Origin of the sequence: Shewanella sp. LZH-2, assembly GCF_016859145.1 — a bacterium.
Lineage (GTDB): Bacteria > Pseudomonadota > Gammaproteobacteria > Enterobacterales > Shewanellaceae > Shewanella > Shewanella xiamenensis.
In genome coordinates this window covers 3,044,057-3,064,817 of record NZ_CP069350.1, presented here as the reverse complement: position 1 = coordinate 3,064,817, position 20,761 = coordinate 3,044,057, and the positions used below count along the sequence as shown (strand labels likewise).

Here is a 20,761-nt window from a genome sequence, read left to right as displayed (position 1 = left end):
TGATTTTTATACTAATGATGTATTTTATGTACTAAGGCTACATGGCAATATTATATCTTTAATAGAGTTTGGACGAAATTGTAAATGAGGATGTTAAAGTTTTTTCATGGTGTTTTTTTTATTTTTCCGCTTATCAGCTTTTTTTCATATGGTTCCATAACCTCAAAGACTGCAGCATACGTATGTCATAATTGTAGCAATGCAGATTTTATTAGCTTAGTGAAAAAAGAGGCTCTTTCGAATAACTGTAAGTTTACAACATCAAAAGGAGAGACTTCTCAAGACGAAAAGGGTTGTTATAATCAAAATGAAAAAATGATTGTAGTAAATCCCACTTCAAAAATTGCAAGCAAGTTTATTGTCCAATCCACGGGGAAATTGGGTGGCAGTGAGATAAAGTCATTACCATTAACACAAGGTGAGAAGAATGATTTAGACATATTTTATCAAATTGATAATTCATTCAGTCAACTTAGTTCGAAATCAATTGTGGCTTATGCTGGAGAATATGATAACAGCAATTTAAATAAGAAAGTGCCATCTGCAAAGTTTGATCAAAAGCTTGATTATAATAAAAATGCCCAGTGTAGTATGTCATCTTTCCCAACTGATTTTTTTACATCAAAAGATTATAAACAACGAGTGTTGAATGAGCTTGGTGCTTTAATGAAGGCAAGTTTAAAGGATCTAACTTGGACGCAGTTTGTTGGTGGCTTTAAGGATACAGATCTGACGGGGCTGAATCTAGAGCTTACTGATGTTGATATTATTTTTAATCATAGTAATGCGAGAAAAATATTTGTGCATGTGATTTATGACAAAAATGATTACCGTGTTGCTCCAGATAATAGACTAACTTTTAGTGTATCATATGTAGGTGAATATTATAGGGAAGGGAATAAAAATATAAGTTTTAATTTTGAATTAGAGCCAGATCTTTCTTATGCTGGAGGTGTTTCAATTAGTGACCTTTTCACACCATCAGGTAGTGATAATTCAGTGCGATTTTATGGGGATAAGGTTGATCCATGCCTAGTGCAATTTTTTGAACTAAACAAAACTCAAGCCACTACACAAACTCCTCTGTCTAATGATGAAATATATGGCCATTGGGCAGGTGTTCTAGATGAGGGCGGTGGGAAAATTTGTCGCTTGCGGACGCCTATACGTGGCTATTCAGGATATGGATGCTTCACAGATAAAAACGAGGTGCAAGATCTGACTTATGAGTATATGGGGTTATGTAATTAAGTTTTTTAGGATTCTAATTCATAAAAAACTTAGGCACTTAACAAAAAGCTAGGCTTGATGTTATTCATAATCATATTACAGATAGATTTATTTCATATCGATTTAGCTCCATTAAACGCCATAGCTTGCAGGCGAGGATTGTCGCGCTACGTCCTGTGACAGAGTGAGCCATCGGAAAAATGGATTTTTCCGATGAGCCCCTAGGATGGGTTTACGGCGTGCCACTGAAGTGACAATGCAGAGCGGAAACGGAACCCAAAACGATATTAGGAATTATATTTTTGATAGCTTGCAGGCGTGCATTGTCGTGGCATTGTCGAGCGGAAGTTGATCCGTAATTGAATTAAACATTGAAGTCAAAAAAGCGGGTTAAGTTTTCACTTAACCCGCTCAATAAGGTTTACCAAAGCGAATTAGCAGCGTTGCAGTGGTTTCCAGCGTTGCAGGCTGACCGGAATACTTACCCCTTGGGATAACAACAGGTTAATCCGTGCTTGATAGGCCGCACCTTGCATTAAATGTTTCGCCAAATCCACTGCATTCCGCTCGCGGTAATCATCTAAATAACTGCCTTTAGCCCAGGCATTAAAGGCGCCGAGGGCGGGGCCTGCCCAAATCTGGTAATCCATTTCGCGGCCAACTTCGCCCGTGTTTGACCAGCGGCTTGAAAGACCCAAATACCAACGGAAAATCAGTGCCATTTTGCGTTTTGGATTATCCAGCGCGCGTTCAATTTGCTTAGGATCGCGCTCATTAAAGTGCGCCACAGTGCCAGCCCAAATCTCATCTAATGAGGCGCGAAATACTTGCTCTTCCAGCTTTTGTCTTTCCTCTGGTGGAATCGCCTCTATCGAGTCGTAGCGGGTGTAAATCTCGTAGAGTTTATTGGCGCGCATTGGGAATAGGGTGCCGCGCTTAACTACTTGTAACTTAACGCCCATTTCAAACATATCGGCGGCGGGCGCCATAGTCACATCGGCCATTTCAGTGGTGGCGAGTAACTTACGGGTATGTTCGCTAGCTCCTGCCTCAACACAGGCTTGGTTGATTGAGCCCGTGACAATATAGGCCGCACCCATATTGAAGGTCGCCAGCGCCGCATCGGGCGTGCCGATACCACCACCTGCGCCCACTCGGATCGGCGTTTTGTATTGGTACTTGGCTTGAATAGTATCTTTGAGTGCCAAAATGGTCGGCAATAGCGTGACCAGAGGGCGGTTGTCGGTGTGGCCGCCAGAGTCGGCTTCGGCGGTAATGTCATCGGCCATGGGCACAGATTGCGCCATTAGCATTTGGTCTTCGCTGATAAGCCCTTCGTTCACTAATTGTTGCAGCATCTTAACGGGGGCGGGCTCCATAAACTTGGTCGCCACCTCGGTGCGGCTGATTTTAGCTATCACTTTGTTGCCAATCACAATCTCGCCGTTGGCATCGCGACTCAGGCCTGCTGCGCGGTAATAGACGATTTGCGGTGTTAAGCCCAAGAAGGCCGAGGCCTCAACCGTGCGCACTTGATGCTTGAGGAAGAGTTCGACACTGCCACGCTCAAGCGCTGGCTCGCTCGGGCTGTGAATGAGGTTAAAGGCGTAGGGGCCATTGGGCAATGCCGTTTGAATGCGTTTAATCGCGGCTTCAACGCGCGATGGAATTAACCCTGCCGCGCCAAAGGAGCACAAAATGCCCGCCTGACCTAAAGCGATAACTAACTCTTCCGAGGCGATGCCGTTGGCCATGGCGCCCGCGTAGTAGGCGTATTTCACCCCATGCACACGGCGAAAGTTACTGTCACCCAAGCTTTGGGTGCCAAGGGCGGGGGCGAAGGCGCTCACAGGATGCAAACCATTGCTTTTGTGTAAACCATTGCAGGGTTGAGCTTCTGCAAGACCTACCACCTCGGCGCTTTGGGCAATGCCTAGGCCTTTCTCGGCATGATTGACTAAGTAACAGGCTTGATTGAGATCTTTAAGTTTTTTGCCAAGGGAATCGATATCGAAGCTGATGGCGGCTTCATCAACCTGCCACGGCCAAGGACTGAGCTTATTATCGAGAGCGTTATTATCGAGTGTGGTATTCGTCATTTTGGCTATTCACTTTTGGGTGTTTGGGGCCTGAATTTGTTTGCCGCAGAGGGGTTATTCCCTTGCACTGCGGCTGTCTGCTGTACTTAAGTTAACTGTTATTAAGTCAATTGTTCTTAAGCTAACTGTTGTTAATGCTGCAAGTTACGCGCAAGCGTTATGCCTCTTCGATGCAGATAGCAATATCGGTCACCTCATAAATGCGCAGGCCATCCTTACTCAGGTTGGCATCGCCCTTGATGATGCGTTTACCGTCTTTATCTTCAATACTGGTGATATGCACATCCAGCGACATCTGTTTGTTTAATGGATTAATTTGACCGCGATACTTCCATTTAATTTCTGACAGAATTTGGCCAAATTTCGGATTATTGAAGCCTGCGCCTAGGTCTTGGTCTATGGCATAGGTTTGCAGTAATTCGATAATCGCCTCGACGCCTAGGGAGCCTGGCATTACAGGGTCCTGATGGAAATGGAACTGGAAGAACCAATCGCTTGGGTCAATAGTGCGCTCGGCGTACAAGTATCCCAGCCCCTTCTTACCGCCAGTTTTTACAATCTCGGCTTTATCGATAAAGTTCAGCTGCCCACCCGCGAGGCGGTAGTATGGTTTGCCCTGCGGCGCCACAAAACTGCGTCCGTTTTTATCTAACAGATTGATTTGGCTATCGGCTTTGATACCGCGCTCAATGTGCCAGGCTTGGGTGATTTTACCATTGTCGATCCCCAACTGGTTTTTAAGCGCATCGGCCTTAAAGTAACCGAAAACCGCATTACCACGGTAGAAGGGCTCGCCATCGCAGCTCAGTTCGAAACTAAAGTTTTGAATGATATTACTGCCAGCAATCACAGTGGACAGCAGGCGCGAATCGTTGACTATGGTCTTACCGCGTAAATCCACTTCGCGCAGTAACTTGCCACTGCCGTCGAGGTTGCGGAAGAATAATTCCTGCCCCGGGAAGCCTAAGGTCGTGCCCATATAACCCGAGATAAAACCATTGGGTTGCAGGGAAATTTCCATCAACACTGAGTAAGGCATCACGCTCGGGTGACTGTTTTTAGCGTAATACCACGCGTTGCTGGGCACTTCATACTCGGCAATACAGGAGGATGGCTTTTTCAGCTCGCCACGTTTGCCCTCAATGGCCACCACGCGGGTGGTGAGTTGCAGATCGCCGCAGGGCGTGCGCGGCGGGATTAAACCACGGTAAATACTAAAATCGGTGCCGAAGCAGTTTTCAATATCGCCGGTGGCAAACTCAAACAAATGGTAAGGCGTAAACGGCAGGGTGTCGGGCACGCGGTTGGCGTACTTAGAGCCTGCTGGCGCAATCGGCGCACTCACATGTTTTAGTGGCACAACGCCTTTATTTACGGGAGCGGCCATATCTGGGATTTGCGCCATCAGCGGCGCTTGTTCCGCGAGGATTGCGATATTTGCTGCTTGCGAATCATTGCTCAGTGAAGAATGGCTTTGTGAAGAACTGCTGTGCGAATAGCGGGTGCAATCCGCTTCTTCTTTAATCATCACCCCGAGGTTTTGGAAATCCACCACCACTTTACCATTGAGCAGAATATCGATATTCGCCTTGGCATAGGGGCGAGGGCTCATGCCAATTTCGGTGACTTCCATGCGATAGGTAAGCGTGCCAGATTGTGGCAATACCTGACCGCGGCAGCGCACTTTTTGCGATGCGTTTTCAAGGGGTTGGAAACGACCGTTAGTCACCCCAAGGTGCATGCCAATATGCAGCATAAAGAATTGCAGTAACTGGCCACAACCTTCGGCCATGAGGGAGCCAGCCATCACTTGGTCGCCCTTGAAATGGCAGGGGAAATACCAATGGTCGTGGGCTAATTGCTTGTGACCTTCAATCAAGCCTAAGCCCCAAGCGCCGCCATGCACGTCGAGTTTACTGACTTGCTCGATCATCAGGAATTTTTCCGAGGCGAAGCACAGTGAAGGTTGGAGACCAAACTTCGCCTGATGGGCCGCATGTTCACCGCCGAAACAGCCGCCAATGTCGGCGCTCAGTAGACGATGGATTTGGCCGTAGCTAAAGGCCGTTTGTGCGCAGTTTAGTAGAGGAGTGAAGCGTGGCTGATTGCCGTTTCGCGCATATTCATTGGCCAGTGCAATTTGTGCTTGCTCGCGCAGCTTAATTTCGGCCTCGGTGCGGATCACCCCTTTGCCATCGGCCAGTTCTTTATCGGTAAAGAATCCCGCGCAGCCGCCGTCCATTTTTAGGATCAGCTTATCGCCCACGAAACATTCGTAGGAGAAGAAAAACAGCAGGGTATCGCCATTGCGGGCAAAGTGGTTGATGGAGATATCGTAGCGCAGGGTGTCGCCACCGCGGGGCAGATCCCCAAGGAAGGTGAGGGTGCAGTCGAGCAGGCGATAGACGCGCTCGCCTTTGTTTTCAAAATCGATACCTAAGTAGCTGATCAGCATTAAGTCGCATTGGCCCGATTCGACCGCCACCGCCCAAGGGATTTGGCCATCGACCAAGAAGGGCGCATCCACGGGAATGTCGTACTCTGTGGTCATAGTGCTCGGCTGATAGCGGTTCATTTGCGCGTTGAGCTTAGTCACCCGCGAGACCAGCAGATAATCCGAGGTTGGCAGACGCACCCGGCGTGCGTAGCTATCGATAATGGCGTAATCGGCGCCAAAGACCTTGGCAATGTCGCCCTCGGCGTATTCCACCAGATCCTGATAGTTCCAAATGCAGGGCTTAGCCGCTGGGATAGGTGGTGTATAGGGAACGACATTCGCGTGATCAGGTTTTAGTTCTGGGACGGGTACAGCGTGCTGCGCCGCAGCGGTATTGGCGCTGGTGGTAACATGGGGGGCAACAGACCCCATTTGTGTCGTCTGGGACAATTGCGCTTTTAACAGCGCATCGGCCAGTTTGAGCCCCTGCTCACGGCTCTGTAAAAAGGCTAAGTGCGCCTCGCGGGCCAATTTCTGGTTTTGTAACAGTGCCGCGCTATCCTGCGACGCCCTATCCTGCGCCAAGGGTGCCGCCGAATATTGGTGTGGTGCGTTAGATGACATACCGCTCTCTACTGCTATTGGTGTGGCAAATGGGGTGGCGTTTTCAGCCGTGGTATCAAGTAGTGCAGCTTGTACTCTGGGCACAGTTTGTGTCGCCTGCGGTGCGACAGGCTGCAACTTGCGCATCTTGCCTTGGATGGCGGCAAGTGCGGGCAGTGGCGTATCCACAATATGTTGATAGATATCGCGGCCACCGAGCGTGACTGGTTTGATTAAGTGTTTTTGCTCACTCAAAGTTAAATCCTGCTCAAGGCGCAGTTCTAGTTGCGCCGCCTGCGTTGCCGTTTGGCTTAACAGCAGCAGTGAGCTCACTCCTTGGCTTTGGGTAGACACTAATGCCTGCTTATCGGTGTTTTTATCTGAACCCTCAGAGCCGTTCTTTAGGCTTAACAGGGCACTCAGAAGACTAGCCATACCCGCAGCGGCAAAGTTATGCCCAAGGGTATTGGCGACTCGATTGCATGGCGTCCCAATAAGATTAAGCTGCGCTAATAGCTGCTCCGTTGGCAGTTGCTGTTCAGGGGCAATACATTGTTCAACCATATGGATGGCAGTTGGCACTGAAGGATTAGCGATAGCCGTTTCGGTTATCAACGAATCAAGCAGCTTAGGCAGCTGATGATGTGTGCCAAATGCTTGAGCACGAATTTGGCCGTAACCCTTTTGAGAACTGTTGCTCGCTTGCTGGTTTGTCAGCACGATAGCGCCCGCGCCTTCACCCACCTTCCACTGTGGATTTGCGCTGTCGGCATCGAGATCAACGGCGATTTGAGCGTTTTTCAATATAACCTGTTCAACACTGCCGCTTAAATCCACGGCGGCAATCACTACGCCATCGAGGGCCTCTTGGGACAGTAGGTTTTGCGCCACATCGATACAACGAGCGACCGATTGTTCGGCGGCTGAGATGGTAAACGCCGGACCATTAAAGTCCCACAGCGAGGCGATACGCGACGCCATAATATTGCCAATAAAGCTGGTGTATTGATTGAGCTTGGCGGCATCGAGCACGCTGTCCATGGCGATGGCCTCGAGGGCGAGGTATTCATCATTGGAGAGGTGAACGCCTTGCTGCTTTAAGCTATCCGCAAGTTGGGTGTGTAAATTCACCCGGCCACGGAATTGGTGCAGCTCAAGCTCGGTTTCCATTGCCACTAACACCGCGACCTTGCTGCCAGCGGTTAACTTGGCATCGCGAATCGCTTTATCGGCGACTTTGATCAACAACAATTGCTGGGAGATGAGCCTGTCATCCTCATTGGGCGGCACTTTAAAGCGCAGAAAATCAAAATCAAACTGCTCGATATAGGCGCCTTTGGGCGCGCGATTTAGGCCAAACTGGTTAAGGATATCGGGGTGCTTATCTAAGCCTTTCCAGCGGTTAGGCGGCAGTGGGATAAAGGCATCCGTTTGGTTTAATAGCGCCTTATCCAGCGCATTGATCGAGGCCAAAGGCCCAAAGTGCGACGCCATACCGATAACGGTTAATGCTTGCTGCTGATAAACAGGTTTATAGGCTTGCTTCTCGGGGCTGTGAGTTGTTGGTTGATAGGATTCCAACAACAAATGGGCATTACAGCCGCCAAAACCAAATACAGATACCCCCGCATGGCGACGATCATTGCCTGCTTTATCGGGCCAAGTCTGCAACTGAGTAGGGATATTATTACCGCTAAACAGCCCCTTAGGTGATGAAATCGGCGCCGTTAAATTGATACTTGGCGGTAGATGGCCTGAACGCATGGCAAAAATCATTTTCATGATCCCAGGCATGCCAGCCGCAGTGAGCAAATGCCCAAGGTTGGATTTAGCCGAACCTATTAGCGGCGCCTTAGTGCCGCCGAGTTTATCTTCGAAAAAACGCTCCATCGAGGTGAGCTCAACCTTATCCCCCAGTGGCGTACCGGTGGCGTGGCATTCAATCACTTCGATATTGCTCGGGTGGGTGTTGGCGGCGGCATAGGCGCGCTCGAAGGCTTGCACTTGACCCTTACTGTTGGGGCTTAAGACAAATTGCCCCTTGCCATCGTTCGATAAGCCAATGCCACTGACCACGGCATAGATATTATCGCCATCGCGTTCGGCATCCTCTAAACGCTTAAGCACTAATACGCCAGCGCCTTCGCCCGCGAATAAGCCTTTGCTATTGCTATCGAAAGGTGCCGAAATCCCATGGTCTGGATAGGCGTGGAAAATCGAGAATCCCATATTGATAAAGAAGGGATCGGCGCCCGATACCGCGCCTGCGAGCATCATATCGGCCTTACCCGTGGTTAAATAATCGCAGGCTAATTTGAGGGCATAGACTGAGCTGGCGCAGGCGGCGTCGAGACTGAGCTGTGCGCCGCCAAGGCCGAGGGCATCGCTTAACAATTTAGACGCCGTATGGGCAATGGCACCATTGGCTGCCTGTTGTGTGTCCGCAATCGAACCATTGGCGAAGGGCGCTAAGGCAAATTGTGGTTGATTAAGCTTGGTTTTTAATGCCTTTTCAACCGCTTGATGGTAAATCGGTAAAAACAATTCATTAGAACTTGCGGTCGGGAACGACAGGGTGCCCATTACTATCCCTGTGCGTTCAAGCAGCGGCGCCGTTAAATCCACACCCGCATCCAGCAGGGCTTTTTTACTGCAATCTAATGCCCATAAAAAGCTTTCATCGAGCCCTTCAAATGCCGCTGGCGGCAACTGATAACCCTGTGGGTCAAAACGAAAATTGCGGATATAGCCGCCCTTATCGCAGTAAAAACGGTCGGCTTGGCCTTGAACGCCTTGGTAATCCGCAGGATTGGCATTGAGTTTAGCCGCATCAATTTGGCTGCGGGAATCTTTTTTATCCAGCAGATTTTGCCAAAACTGCTCCGGTGTGTCGGCATCGGGATACTGGACGGCAAGGCCGACGATGGCAATCTTTGGCATCGCCTTTGAGCTTTGGCGCTGGTCGTTTGGCACAGCTGTGCTGTTTTGCAGAGTCGGGTGAGCATGCATTTGAGAACTCAAAGGGGTTCTCCTTCTTGGAATACGTTTGAATAATGGCCTAATGCGCTGGCAGAATGTGGCGCTATCGTTTTTGCTGCGATCTTATCCGCATGGATAGTTGCTGAGTGCATTGCTGATTGAGCTGCCGATTGAGGCATAAGCGGCACAAGGGAGAGTGGCACTCTATGGCTGATAAGTTGGGCTAAGCATTTGAGTAAACTGGTGATCGTATCGCTGCCCTTGGCATTGCATGCCATGGCTAATATCGGTTGTTCCTGTGTTTGAACGCCATCGGCGCTCAACTCCAGTTGGCGGCCGATTTTATCGATAAGTGTGCTGGTTTGCCGATCGGCGCCCACCTCAACAAATAAGCGCGCACCTTGTTGATACGCGGTGTTAATCAGCGCGGTAAAATTCAGTGGCGCACAAAAGGTGTCGGCAATGCTTTTGGCAATGCTTTGGCTGTCGATACTGACGGTGCTTTGCCGCGCCGCGCTAATAAAACGCACCTGAGTCTCGCAGGCTGTGGCCTGTAAGCCCAAGGTATAAAACCCTTGGATGGCACTATGCTGTGACTGCGAGGGCGCAGTATGCATGGCGGTGACTTTATTACTGGCAATACCACGCTTATTCAGCCTTTTAAGGAGTTGTAAGCAGCTTGCTTCGCAGCCCGCGAGAATGCAGGTATCACCCTGTTCAATCGCCAGATAAACCCGTGGAAAATCAGTCAGCAGGGTATTAATTTCGGAGCGAGAGGCTCGCACTAAAAAGCTATTCCACGCCAGCGGTGCATCTTCACTCAACTGCCAATCACGGCGCACCGCAAGCAGTGGGCCTGAAATCTCCTGCTTGAAGATGGCGCTGTTTTGGGTGGAGTTAATCAGGGCATGTGGCGTTTGCCAGATATCTAAACTTGCCCACATGGCCGCTTCACCCATGGAATAGCCCAGAGCCAGTTGCGGTTGGATATTAAAGACTTGAGTCAACAGCCGACTAAATAGGTAACTGGCGCCAACACCGCTAATCGCAAGTTGGCTTAAGCTCATCTCTGCTGCATCTTTTACGCTTACATTAATTGCGGTTTTCGCATAAGCAGCGCCTTGGTAAATCGCCTCGGCCTGCAACATGGCGGCTAAATTCCCTTCGCGTTCAAGCTCGCGATAAAGTTCAGGGAAATAGCCGTGTAAGTCGCTGAACATATTCGGATAAACTGTGCCAACCCCTGGATAGACAAAGGTTAAGCCTTTATCACCAAGGGGCGAGGCCGCAAAATAACTGCCCGCCGGGGTCTTAAAGACTAGATTGGCCGCTGGCGTTGTCGCTGGCGTTTGGGCTGGAGCAGGAGCCTGTTGCGTCTTTTCAATATAATCGCGCATCGCCTTGGCTTCTTGCATAAGCTCTTCAACTGAGCCAGCCATCAGCACTAAGGCTAATTTATCCTGTGCTTGATAGCGCTTAAACCAATCACTGCCTTGGCTGCAAAGCCAATCTGTATCGGGAAAGTTTGCCGATAACTCTAATGAATCAATCAGTTGCGACAACTTAAGCGTTAACGACTCAAACTCATTGCCGCTGATGGGAATAAACAGCCTGTTGGTATTGAGTAATGGCTGAGCGATAAGTCGAGTGCCTTGGGTCAAGATAATGCTCTGGGCTGTCTGAGCTTGAGGGGCCTTATCCAATAGATTACCCAAGGGATTACCCAAGAGATTTAGGCTTAACACTCTTGCCTGATGAGGCTTGGTAAACCAATAGCCGTTCTCCGCGTTTTTTACGGGCTTTTCAGCGCGCAGTTCAGTGTGTAGTTCAGCCAGTTGCGCTGCATTAGTCGCATCAAGCATTGGTTCAATGCCTTTAAGGCTGCGATGACTTAACGCCTCAACCGCTTGAGATAATACATTCAACTGACGGGCAAGATTGCTTGCCTGCGCGTAGCAATTAACCGCCTGAGTACAATCGCGTTTCGACAAGCTAAAAGCGCTGTTTAAGCAGCGCTCGACTGTATTTGTATTGATAGTGTTTGTTTCTTCAGCTGTTTCAGCTTGGATTTGCGCTAATGCTGAAATATAAGCCTCGGCATGCAGGTGTAACTGCGCGGCAAGCAGTCCATCGAGCAGATACAGACTACGGACTTGCTGTTGATATTCAAAGCGGATTTCAACGAGTTGTTTTTGCGCAATATGGGCGAGCTGATCCGTGATCAAGGCAACCAGTGTTGGCTCATCAGATGGCTCATTAATCAGTGGCTTATCTTCAACATTGAGCTGAATTCGACAAGCCATCAACTGCTGCAGCTTGCTGACATCGGTTTGCGCATGGCTAAGCACACTCTGTATCCAGCCATCACCAAGCCATACGGCTATTCGCAGTGGCTTGGCATTGGGATGCGGACTGTTTAGTGCCGTATTGCTTAATGCGGCATGTGCGCTTGGGTCGAGTGTCACTTAACACTTACCTCGGCCGTGCTTTGGACTGCTGCCTGCACTTGCATTTGTTGCTGAGGTTTATTGGCCAAAAACGCTTGGTTGAGCGTCTTACTGACCGTGACTTTTGCTCGTTTCATCTCGCAGCTTAATCGACCATCTTGATGATAAAGCGCAATATTGGCCTCAAGTGAACGGGACGAATGCTTGATAACATCCAGCACTAATACTGCCTTCTCGCCAAAACCTAAGGGCGAATAGGACACAAACTCGCCAATGGCACTGGGTAAGCTTGCCGCTTGATATTTAAGGCGCGCCCACACGAGCATGGCCTGCAATAACAGATCTTCGGCAAAGGGTTGTGTGCCTTTATCCTCAAGATTTGGCGCAAACTCGCCGCAGTCAACTAATGCCACCGCTGGCAGGGCTACCTTAGCGATAAGCTGCTGGTCATCAAAGGCGAGCACTTCGCTTATGCCTTGCAGTCTTGGACCATGGAACAGTGTGCCATCGCTGTAGAGCGACTCACGGTTCGCGATAGCGGGTTGCTGCGTTATCTCCTCTATCAGAGAATGCAACTCACCAACTTCGAAACGCTGCACGTCTGGCATATCATCCGTCTGCGCCACTAATACCGCCTGATACTGCGGGCGACCTTCAAAGCTTATCAGCGCGGCTAAGGACTCAGTCGATTGCTGTGTCGCGTCGGCAAGCGGCGTGAGCATCAATTCGAGCTCAATAGGCGCATCGCGGGCAAGCAGCGCCTCATCGAAGATAATTCCCTTGAGCAGTCGATAATCGCTGACGCTCACCGCCTTACCTAAATGGGCCTTGGCGGCCTCACGCATCCAATCGATGGCGCACACAGTCGGCAACACGGCATGACCGTTGATGCAATGATCTTCAATAAAGCTCATGCGTTTAGGGTCGAGGCTGCGCATGACGCGAATGCTCTGCGGCACCTTTTGGGCCATAGGCTGCGGATCTAACGCCGTGGTTAGATCCGCTTCAGGCTTTTTTGCTGATGCAGCTTCAACGGCATTGGCGGTATTGCCCTGCATATCGGTTCCGACCAACAGCTGTGCCCCTGTATCACTCAATAGTTGGCTGGCAAATAACTCGGCCCCCGCTTTGAGCGGAATGACATAGACCCCACGGTCGATAAACATCTTTTTCAGCGCAGGATTGACCATGCCGCCATCCCAAGGACCCCAGTCAAAGCTCATCACCTTGGCGTGTGGCAATTGCTGCGCGAGTTGCAACGCGGCCTTATTGAGAATGTCGTTAGACATGGCGTAGTCGCTCTGGCCGGTATTGCCGTAAAAACCCGCTGCCGAAGAGAACAGGGCGATGAGCGTTAACTGGCTAAGATCCAGCGTTGACAGCAGATTGTTAAGTCCGGTCACCTTAGTGCCATAAACGCGTTCAAGTTCGCTTAAGGTTTTGTCTTGAATATGTTTATCGGCAAGTACGCCCGCACCGTGGATAATCCCAGTGATAGGCGATAGAGCGTTAATGGGCGCAATGGTGCTGGCAATGGCGGCAGGATTGTTAACATCTAGGCTTAAGTATTCGGCGCTGGCGCCCACCGCTTCAAAGGCCTGCAAGGCATGGCTGATTTCAAGGCTACTTTGTACAGGCCAAACTAAGGCATCCACTTGTTTTGGAGTGGGTTTATCACCCAGGCTTTGCAGATGTGCAATGGCTGCGGCTTTGAGTTCGTTGCTCTTTTTACCCTGAGCCCAAGCGGGGATCACTTGGTGGGCGCTACGGCCAGCAAGGATAAAATGTGCCTTGCAGCGTTTCGCTAAACTTAAGGCGCACTCGAAGGTGACGCCCTTAGCGCCGCCTGTGACGAGGATTTTGTCCGCAGACGAGAGAGAGGCGCCACTGCGGCGAAGCACGGCATTGCCCGCAACTAAGGTCGTGCGCTCAAGCTCGCTATCAATACCAACTTCGACTGGCGCATCTTGGAGGTAGAATTCTTGCACCACCGCATTGGCAACCGTTTTGGCGTCCAAGTTTGGCGCGATATCCAGTGCGCGGCAGACCACTCCCGGCCACTCGTGATTTAAGGTTTTAGTGAGTCCAAAGAGTGCCGCTTGGTTGAGTTCACTCTGGCTAATAAGAGCGCCTGCCGACTCGTCCATGCCGATATAACCAAAGCCACCGTCGATACGGCTAACTGTTACAAAACGGCAATAGTCACGTTCAGTTAACAGCGGTTGTAAGTGTTTGGCGAACAAGAAGGCTTGCTCGACCGAAGCTTTGGCTTCGTCTGCCAGCACTAAGCCTGCACCTTGATCGGCAACGGACTTATGCTGTGGCTGAAGATGAATAAAACCGGCGATTTGGCCAAGTGCTTCAATCTGATTGATGACCTCACAAATGCTTTCATCATCAATCGCCTCTAGCGTGAAGCTGGCAATATGGCTATCGAGTGGCGATGCACTGGCCACAACCGTTTTCGGTGAGCATACAACCGCGACCTTAACACCTTGGGCGTGAAGCTTTTCGGCAATCACCCCCGCGTTGTGGCCATCGTCGCCGATAACGACGTAACTGTTTGCCGTCAGTTGAATATCGCTAGTCGCGATGATGCGCGCTAACTCAGCCGCCGCTGGCAACTTTTTTAGCATCACCTCACTATGGGGCGGCAGGTCGATGATTTCCTCGACTGTTTCTGTAATCGCCTCTTGAATTGGCGCAGCATGGTTTTGCTGTTGCGCCTCACTTGATGCTTGCGAACCAGCATAGAGAGCGACAATTTCACCCAAGGTGCGACATTCAGCTAAATCTTCAGGGCTAAGTTCTGGCAGGTTCGGCAGTTGATCTTGTACCGCGCCTAGAATTTCCACGCGCTTAATAGAATCGATACCAAGGTCGGCCTCCATATCCATGCTGAGTTCCAGCATGTCAACGGGATAGCCAGTCTTATCGGCTACTACAGCCATCATAGTGCGTTCAATCTCGCCATTAGAAACCGTAGAGCTTGCAGCTATGGCACTTTGTGTAATTGACTGCGGGGTTGCTGTAACGGCTGTCGATACTACAGGTGTTGCTTGGCTAAAGAGCGCCACAATTTCCCCTAGGGTGCGGCACTCGGCGAGATCTTCAGGGCTCAGTTCTCGCAGGTTTGGCAATTGATCTTGTACTGTGCCTAGAATTTCCACGCGCTTAATGGAGTCGATACCAAGGTCGGCTTCCATATCCATGCTAAGTTCCAGCATTTCAACGGGATAGCCAGTCTTGTCGGCTACGACCGCCATCATAGTGCGCTCAATTTCATCATTTGAAACCGCCGCACTTGCAGCGACTGCACTTTGCGTCGCCTGGCTAACAGTGGCGGCAGCTGTTACGGCTGTTGATACTAGAGGAATTGCTTGGCTAAAGAGCGCCACAATTTCGCCTAGGGTGCGGCACTCGGCGAGATCTTCCGGGCTAAGTTCTGGCAGGTTGGGTAACTCGTCTTGTACTGTGCCTAAAATTTCCACGCGCTTAATGGAATCGATACCAAGGTCTGCTTCCATATCCATGCCAAGTTCTAGCATTTCAACGGGATAGCCAGTTTTATCGGCCACCACCGCCATCATAGTACGCTCAATTTCATCATTAGAAACCGCCGCACTTGTGGCTACAGCACTTTGTGTCGCATGGCTGACTGAGGCCGCAGCTGTTACGGCTGTTGATACTACAGGAGCCGCTTGGCTAAAGAGCGTCACAATTTCGCCTAAAGTGCGACACTCGGCGAGATCTTCAGGGCTCAGTTCTGGCAGGTTGGGTAACTCGTCCTGTACTGTGCCTAAAATTTCTACGCGCTTAATAGAATCGATCCCAAGATCGGCTTCCATATCCATGCTAAGTTCTAACATTTCAACCGGATAGCCCGTCTTGTCGGCCACGACAGCCATCATAGTGCGCTCAATTTCATCATTAGAAACCGCCGCGTTTGAGGCTACTGTACTTTGTGGCGCATGGCTAACTGTGGCCGCAGCTGTTATGGGAGTCGCTTGGCTAAAGAGCGCCACAATTTCCCCTAGGGTGCGGCACTCGGCGAGATCTTCTGGGCTGAGTTCTGGCAGGTTCGGTAATTCATCCTGCACTGTGCCTAAAATTTCTACGCGCTTAATGGAATCGATCCCAAGGTCGGCTTCCATATCCATGCTAAGTTCTAACATTTCAACCGGATAGCCCGTCTTCTCTGCGACCACCGAGAGCATAGCGTGCTCGATTTGCTGGACAACTGACTTCTCGGAAAGCACGCGGGTTGCTGCCGCCACAGTTTGCACTTGTGGTTGCGCTAATGGTGGCTGGGCAACTTGTGGTTGCTGAACTTTGGGCTCGCTCACAGGCACAGCAGTCACTTTTGGCTCTGCGGCTAAGGCTTGAACCACGGGCGCCTGCGCTGGAACGACAGGCGTTGCCACAGCTACCGCCACTGGTGCAGCGACTTGAATGGGGGCTTGAACCTGAAGCGCAGGCATTTGGCCGAGTAGAGCTAATGCCGCTTGGCTGCTGCAGGTCTGCAATTGCATAAATTCAGCATGGCTCTTTAGGGTTTGTGCCTGATGCTGGTGGAACAGCTCCATCGAGCGTTGCAGGCTCTCTGGAATGGCGATGCCAAGGCTTGCCATTTTCGCTTGCTCTGCCATCAGAGCACTGACGGTATCGCCGTATTGCTGCGGGATCGCTAAAAATTGTTGATGTAATTGCGCTGCCTGGGTTTGGGCGGCAAAAAAGGCGCTCAGGGCATCTTGATTCGCCTGTCCAGTGGTAAAGCTGGTTGGCTGTGCAGGAGGCGTTTGCTGTTGAATATTATTGCTATTTTGTGCCACTGGCTTTTCCACTTCGACAACCTTTTCTAGAATTTTTTCGACAATCACTGGTTTTTCAACGACTTTTCCAACCACTTTCTCAACGAGGCGATCCACATACTGCACTTGGCTGGCAATTTTGCCCGATTGCAGCGAATCGACCATTTTGCGGCGGGTACTAGGGCTGATGTAGTTGGTGGCATTGAGCTTGATATTCATGGCTGAAGGCGTTGCAGGCGCAATCAAATCGGCTTGATACGGATCAATCTCACCCAGTTTTACCCCAGCAACTGCCAGTTGCACCGCGGCGCTGCGCAGTTGGCTGTCACTATCGCCCTTGGGATTAGGGTTAACGCTGATAATACACAGCTCGTTTAACTGCGCCGCGAGGGTATTTTCTGTCAACTTTTGCAGAATATTTTTCGGGCCGAACTCGACAAACACTCGTGCGCCAGCGGCATACATAGCTTCTAGCTCATCGCTAAAATGCACCGATTGCAGCATATGATCTTTAAATGCGGCCTTGATGGCGTTGGCATCGGTTGGATGCAGCTCGCCTGTGCCATTGGCATATAAGGCAATCTTTGGCGTGTTGAACTGAGCCTTATCAATGGCTGCACTAAAGGGCTTTTGTGCATGGGCAACCAATGGCGTGTGGAAGGCGCCAGAAACGGGCAGGGCAATCGCCTTAAAGCCTAACTCGCTAATGGCCTTAGCAGCCTGTTGTGTCGCTTTGGTAGCGCCTGCAATTACCAACTGAGTGGGGGAGTTGTAGTTGGCAACTTTGACGCCTTCAAACTGCGCAAGGCAATCGTTGATAGCCTCAATATCTTGTTTTTGCTTAAGGATCACTGCATACATTACACCCGCATCGGTATCTTGGGATGACTGCGCCATCGCCTGTCCACGCTCAAAGGCAAGTTTGATGTAGTCATCCATTGAGATAACCCCTGCGGCGCACAGGGCCGAAAGCTCACCGAAGCTATGACCAGCCAGCATATCCGGGGCGAAACCTGCCTGAGTAAACAGGGCGTATTGCGCCATAGAGAGTGCGCCAATGGCGCTTTGGGCATACAGAGTGTTGGTTAATGCCGTTTCCTGCGCTTTTATCGACTCATCATCGAAGGCTGGAATCGGATAGAGCAAGCTTGAAAGCGCAGGCTTATCATGGGCATTAAACACTTTATCGCTGGCGTGGATATGGCGGCGAAGCTCGGGGAAGTTGTTGGCAAGCTCCAGTCCCATATTCAGGTACTGCGCGCCTTGACCAGCAAATAGCGCGGCGATTTTAGTTTGCTCATTGACTAAGGCCTTGGCGCGGTAGCTGATCCCTGAAGGTAATTGCCAGCCCTCAGCGTTATTGGCTTCAAGCTGCGCTATCGCTTGGGTTAACAGATTCTGTAACTGGGCATAGTCTTTGGCGATAAAGCCAAGACGGGCCGATTGCGGGGAGAGTTCACGCAGGGCGTAGGATTTTGCAAAGGCAACAAAATGCGCCTGAGAAAGCTCTGCCTTGGCCGCAGTTGCTTGCTGCAGCGCGGTTTTTAACTCGCCAAGCAGCGCGGTTTTGTCGGCGGCGGCAAATAACCAGCTTTGTGCCACGCTGCGTTGACGATAGGCGTCATCGCGTGCGTGCTCTGGGCGGTATTCTTCGAGTACTAAATGGAAGTTTGTGCCACCAAAACCGAAGGAGCTTATCCCAGCGCGGCGCGGCGTATCATCACTGCGTTGGATCCAAGGGCGCGCCTCGGTATTGAGATAAAAGGGCGAGCTTTCAATCTCAAGCTTAGGATTGGGCTTGCTGACGTTAATCGTGGGTGGCAATACTTTATGGTGCAGTGCCAGCGCGGCCTTAATCACACCCGCCGTGCCCGCGGTGGATTTAGTGTGGCCCACCTGAGACTTAACTGAGCCTAAGGCGATATGCTGTAGCTGCTCATTATCTTTAGAGAATACTGAGGTTAAGCCATTGAACTCGGCCACATCACCTGCGGCTGTGCCTGTGCCGTGGGCCTCAATCAAGCCAACGGTGTGCGGCGCAAAGCCCGCGTCATCATAGGCGCGCTCTAATGCCTTGGCTTGGCCTTCAGGGCGCGGTGCATAAATACTCTTAAATTTACCGTCCGATGAGGCGCCTACACCTTTGATCACCGCATAGATCCGGTCGCCATCGCGCTCAGCATCGTCGAGGCGTTTTAAGACGACCATGCCGATGCCTTCGCCAATCATCATGCCCTTAGAGTCGATATCGAAGGGTTGGATTTGCTCGTTGGTGGTAAAGGCGGGTGTCTTTGAGAAACTCATATACATGTAAGGCGAGTTGTCGGTACAGACACCGCCGGTGATCATCATGTCGCTGCGACCTTCGGTCAGTTCGGTGAGCGCCATACGCATGGCGGCAAGCGAACCCGCACAGGCGGCATCGACGACGCAGTTCATCCCACCTAAATCGAAACGGTTGGCGATGCGTCCGGCAATCACGTTGCCAAGGGAGCCAGGGAAGGAGTTTTCTTCCCAGTGGACATATTGATCTTGGAATTTTTTGATCAGTAGCTCGCTATCTTCATCGCTTAGGCCACTGCTTTTAAATACTTTTTTCAGCACTGGATATTGCAGGCGCGCGTTGAGGCTATGGCTTAGCTTTTGGCCGCCGCCAATCCCGAGGGTGATGCCGATGCGGTCACGGTCGTAATCGTCTGGCAAATTGGCATCCTGTAGAACTTCCTTGGCGACGACCAATGAGAGTAACTGCGAACTGTCGGTGAGTTCCAAAATATTGGGCGGCAGACCAAACTCCATCGGATTGAAATCGACCTCTGGCATAAACCCGCCGCGCTTGCAGTAGCTCTTATCGGCTTTAGACTTATCCGCATCATAATAGTCATCAATCGACCAGTGGGATGCGGGCACGTCGGTAATGGCATCAATCTTGTCGCAAATTAAATCCCAAAACTTATTCAAATAGCGAGAGTTAGCAAAGATACTCGCCATGCCAACAATGGCGATTGGCATATCTTTTAAGCGTTTATTCAACCTCTTATCGGCTTTTTCATCGGTTGATAGTTGAGGCTGTGATGGGGTATGGCTCATTATGAGTCTCCACTGGCAAAGCGGGTGGCTGTTGCCTTATTAAGGGATTTAGCGATGGCTTTTGGGGTTTGCACGCCAGGAAAGCGGGCTAAAAAGGTGTGGTAGTTGCGCACCAGCAATTTACGCAGATGAAACGGCCCATCCTTTAGCACATAGGCGATGTAGCGATTGGCCGCTTGGGTGTTACTGTCTTGATAAATATCGATATAAATCCAATCTGCCTTGCTATCTATACCAAGGAGCACTGATTTAGGCTCGGCTTCGGTTAATTGCGGTGGCAGCGTTAATGACACCACTTGCACTACGGTGTCGCCATCTGTGCTTGGCAGAGCGAGTGCTTTTGCTAAGGTTTCGGAGTTAACCGTATAGGTTTGTACGTCGCTGCCTTGGGCAATCGGTAATTGATTAAAATACTGTTTAGGGACAAGTTCTTGATCAAACTCATCGAGGCGCGATACCCCATAACGCTTAAGACAACGGGCTAAGCCTGAGCGGGACACATTGGGGTTGATAAAGGTTTGTGTGGCCTTGAGCAGCTTATCGAGCGGCAGCTTTAGCTGATACCTCAGTCCCACCACCACATATTCTTCAATTGGGGTGAGGGTAGTGTTGAGATGATGTGGTGTATTCGGGCTATCGTTAATCGATTCGCGCTTACGCCATTTACGCACTGTGGCTTCGGTAATATTTAAAATTTTGGCAAGCTGACTGACACTCAATTGAGATTGCTGAATAAAGTGGCGCATTTCCGGCGTGGTGGTGGCATTGCGGTGCCTTGCCGTGTTATGGCGAGACTTTTTCTCTGTGCTCAATTTCTTTATGCGAGCGTTATCAGAAACTTGAGTGTCGACTTTTGGAAAACTCATACTTGTTAGTGCGGTCCCATCATTATTATTTTCACCCCACATAATCTATCGGGACTGCATGATATTGCCATTTTAACTGAGTCAACACTCATGCTTAAAAGAGGCTTAAAACCCGTGTTTTTGGGTGTTTTACAGTACACAGTGGTGATGCAGATTACCCTAGGTTTTTGCTCGATACAATCATATGGGACTTGAAATG

General features: G+C 50.3%; 6 protein-coding genes. 1 reads left to right on the top strand and 5 read right to left on the bottom strand.

Features of this window, described 5'->3' with window-relative positions; all coding sequences use genetic code 11:
- The first annotated feature begins 90 nt into the window (after positions 1 to 90).
- Positions 91 to 1,251 carry a hypothetical protein gene (locus tag JM642_RS13540; RefSeq protein ID WP_203431972.1) on the top strand — a complete coding sequence of 387 codons (1,161 nt, stop codon included), beginning with the start codon at positions 91 to 93 and terminating at the stop codon, positions 1,249 to 1,251.
- Positions 1,252 to 1,664: 413 nt separating this feature from the next.
- Here JM642_RS13540 and pfaD read toward each other — a convergent pair whose 3' ends face one another.
- From pfaD to JM642_RS13515, 5 genes are all read right to left on the bottom strand, one after another.
- Positions 1,665 to 3,329: an eicosapentaenoate synthase subunit PfaD gene (gene pfaD / locus JM642_RS13535; RefSeq protein WP_203431971.1), complete on the bottom strand. Its 1,665-nt coding sequence runs from the start codon at positions 3,327 to 3,329 to the stop codon at positions 1,665 to 1,667.
- A gap of 157 nt (positions 3,330 to 3,486) precedes the next feature.
- Positions 3,487 to 9,390 (bottom strand): beta-ketoacyl synthase N-terminal-like domain-containing protein, encoded by a 5,904-nt coding sequence (locus JM642_RS13530; protein WP_203431970.1) that lies wholly within the window; start codon positions 9,388 to 9,390, stop codon positions 3,487 to 3,489.
- Complete coding sequence (locus JM642_RS13525) at positions 9,387 to 11,813, bottom strand: PfaB family protein (protein WP_239000446.1); 2,427 nt, start codon at positions 11,811 to 11,813, stop codon at positions 9,387 to 9,389. The genes JM642_RS13530 and JM642_RS13525 overlap by 4 nt, the downstream gene beginning before the upstream one ends.
- On the bottom strand, positions 11,810 to 19,696 hold the full coding sequence (locus tag JM642_RS13520) for a type I polyketide synthase (protein WP_203431969.1): 7,887 nt from the start codon (positions 19,694 to 19,696) through the stop codon (positions 11,810 to 11,812). The genes JM642_RS13525 and JM642_RS13520 overlap by 4 nt, the downstream gene beginning before the upstream one ends.
- The gene (locus tag JM642_RS13515) at positions 19,696 to 20,562 is read right to left on the bottom strand and encodes a helix-turn-helix domain-containing protein (RefSeq protein ID WP_203431968.1); all 867 of its coding nucleotides are present in this window, start codon (positions 20,560 to 20,562) and stop codon (positions 19,696 to 19,698) included. The genes JM642_RS13520 and JM642_RS13515 overlap by 1 nt, the downstream gene beginning before the upstream one ends.
- Positions 20,563 to 20,761 lie beyond the last annotated feature (199 nt).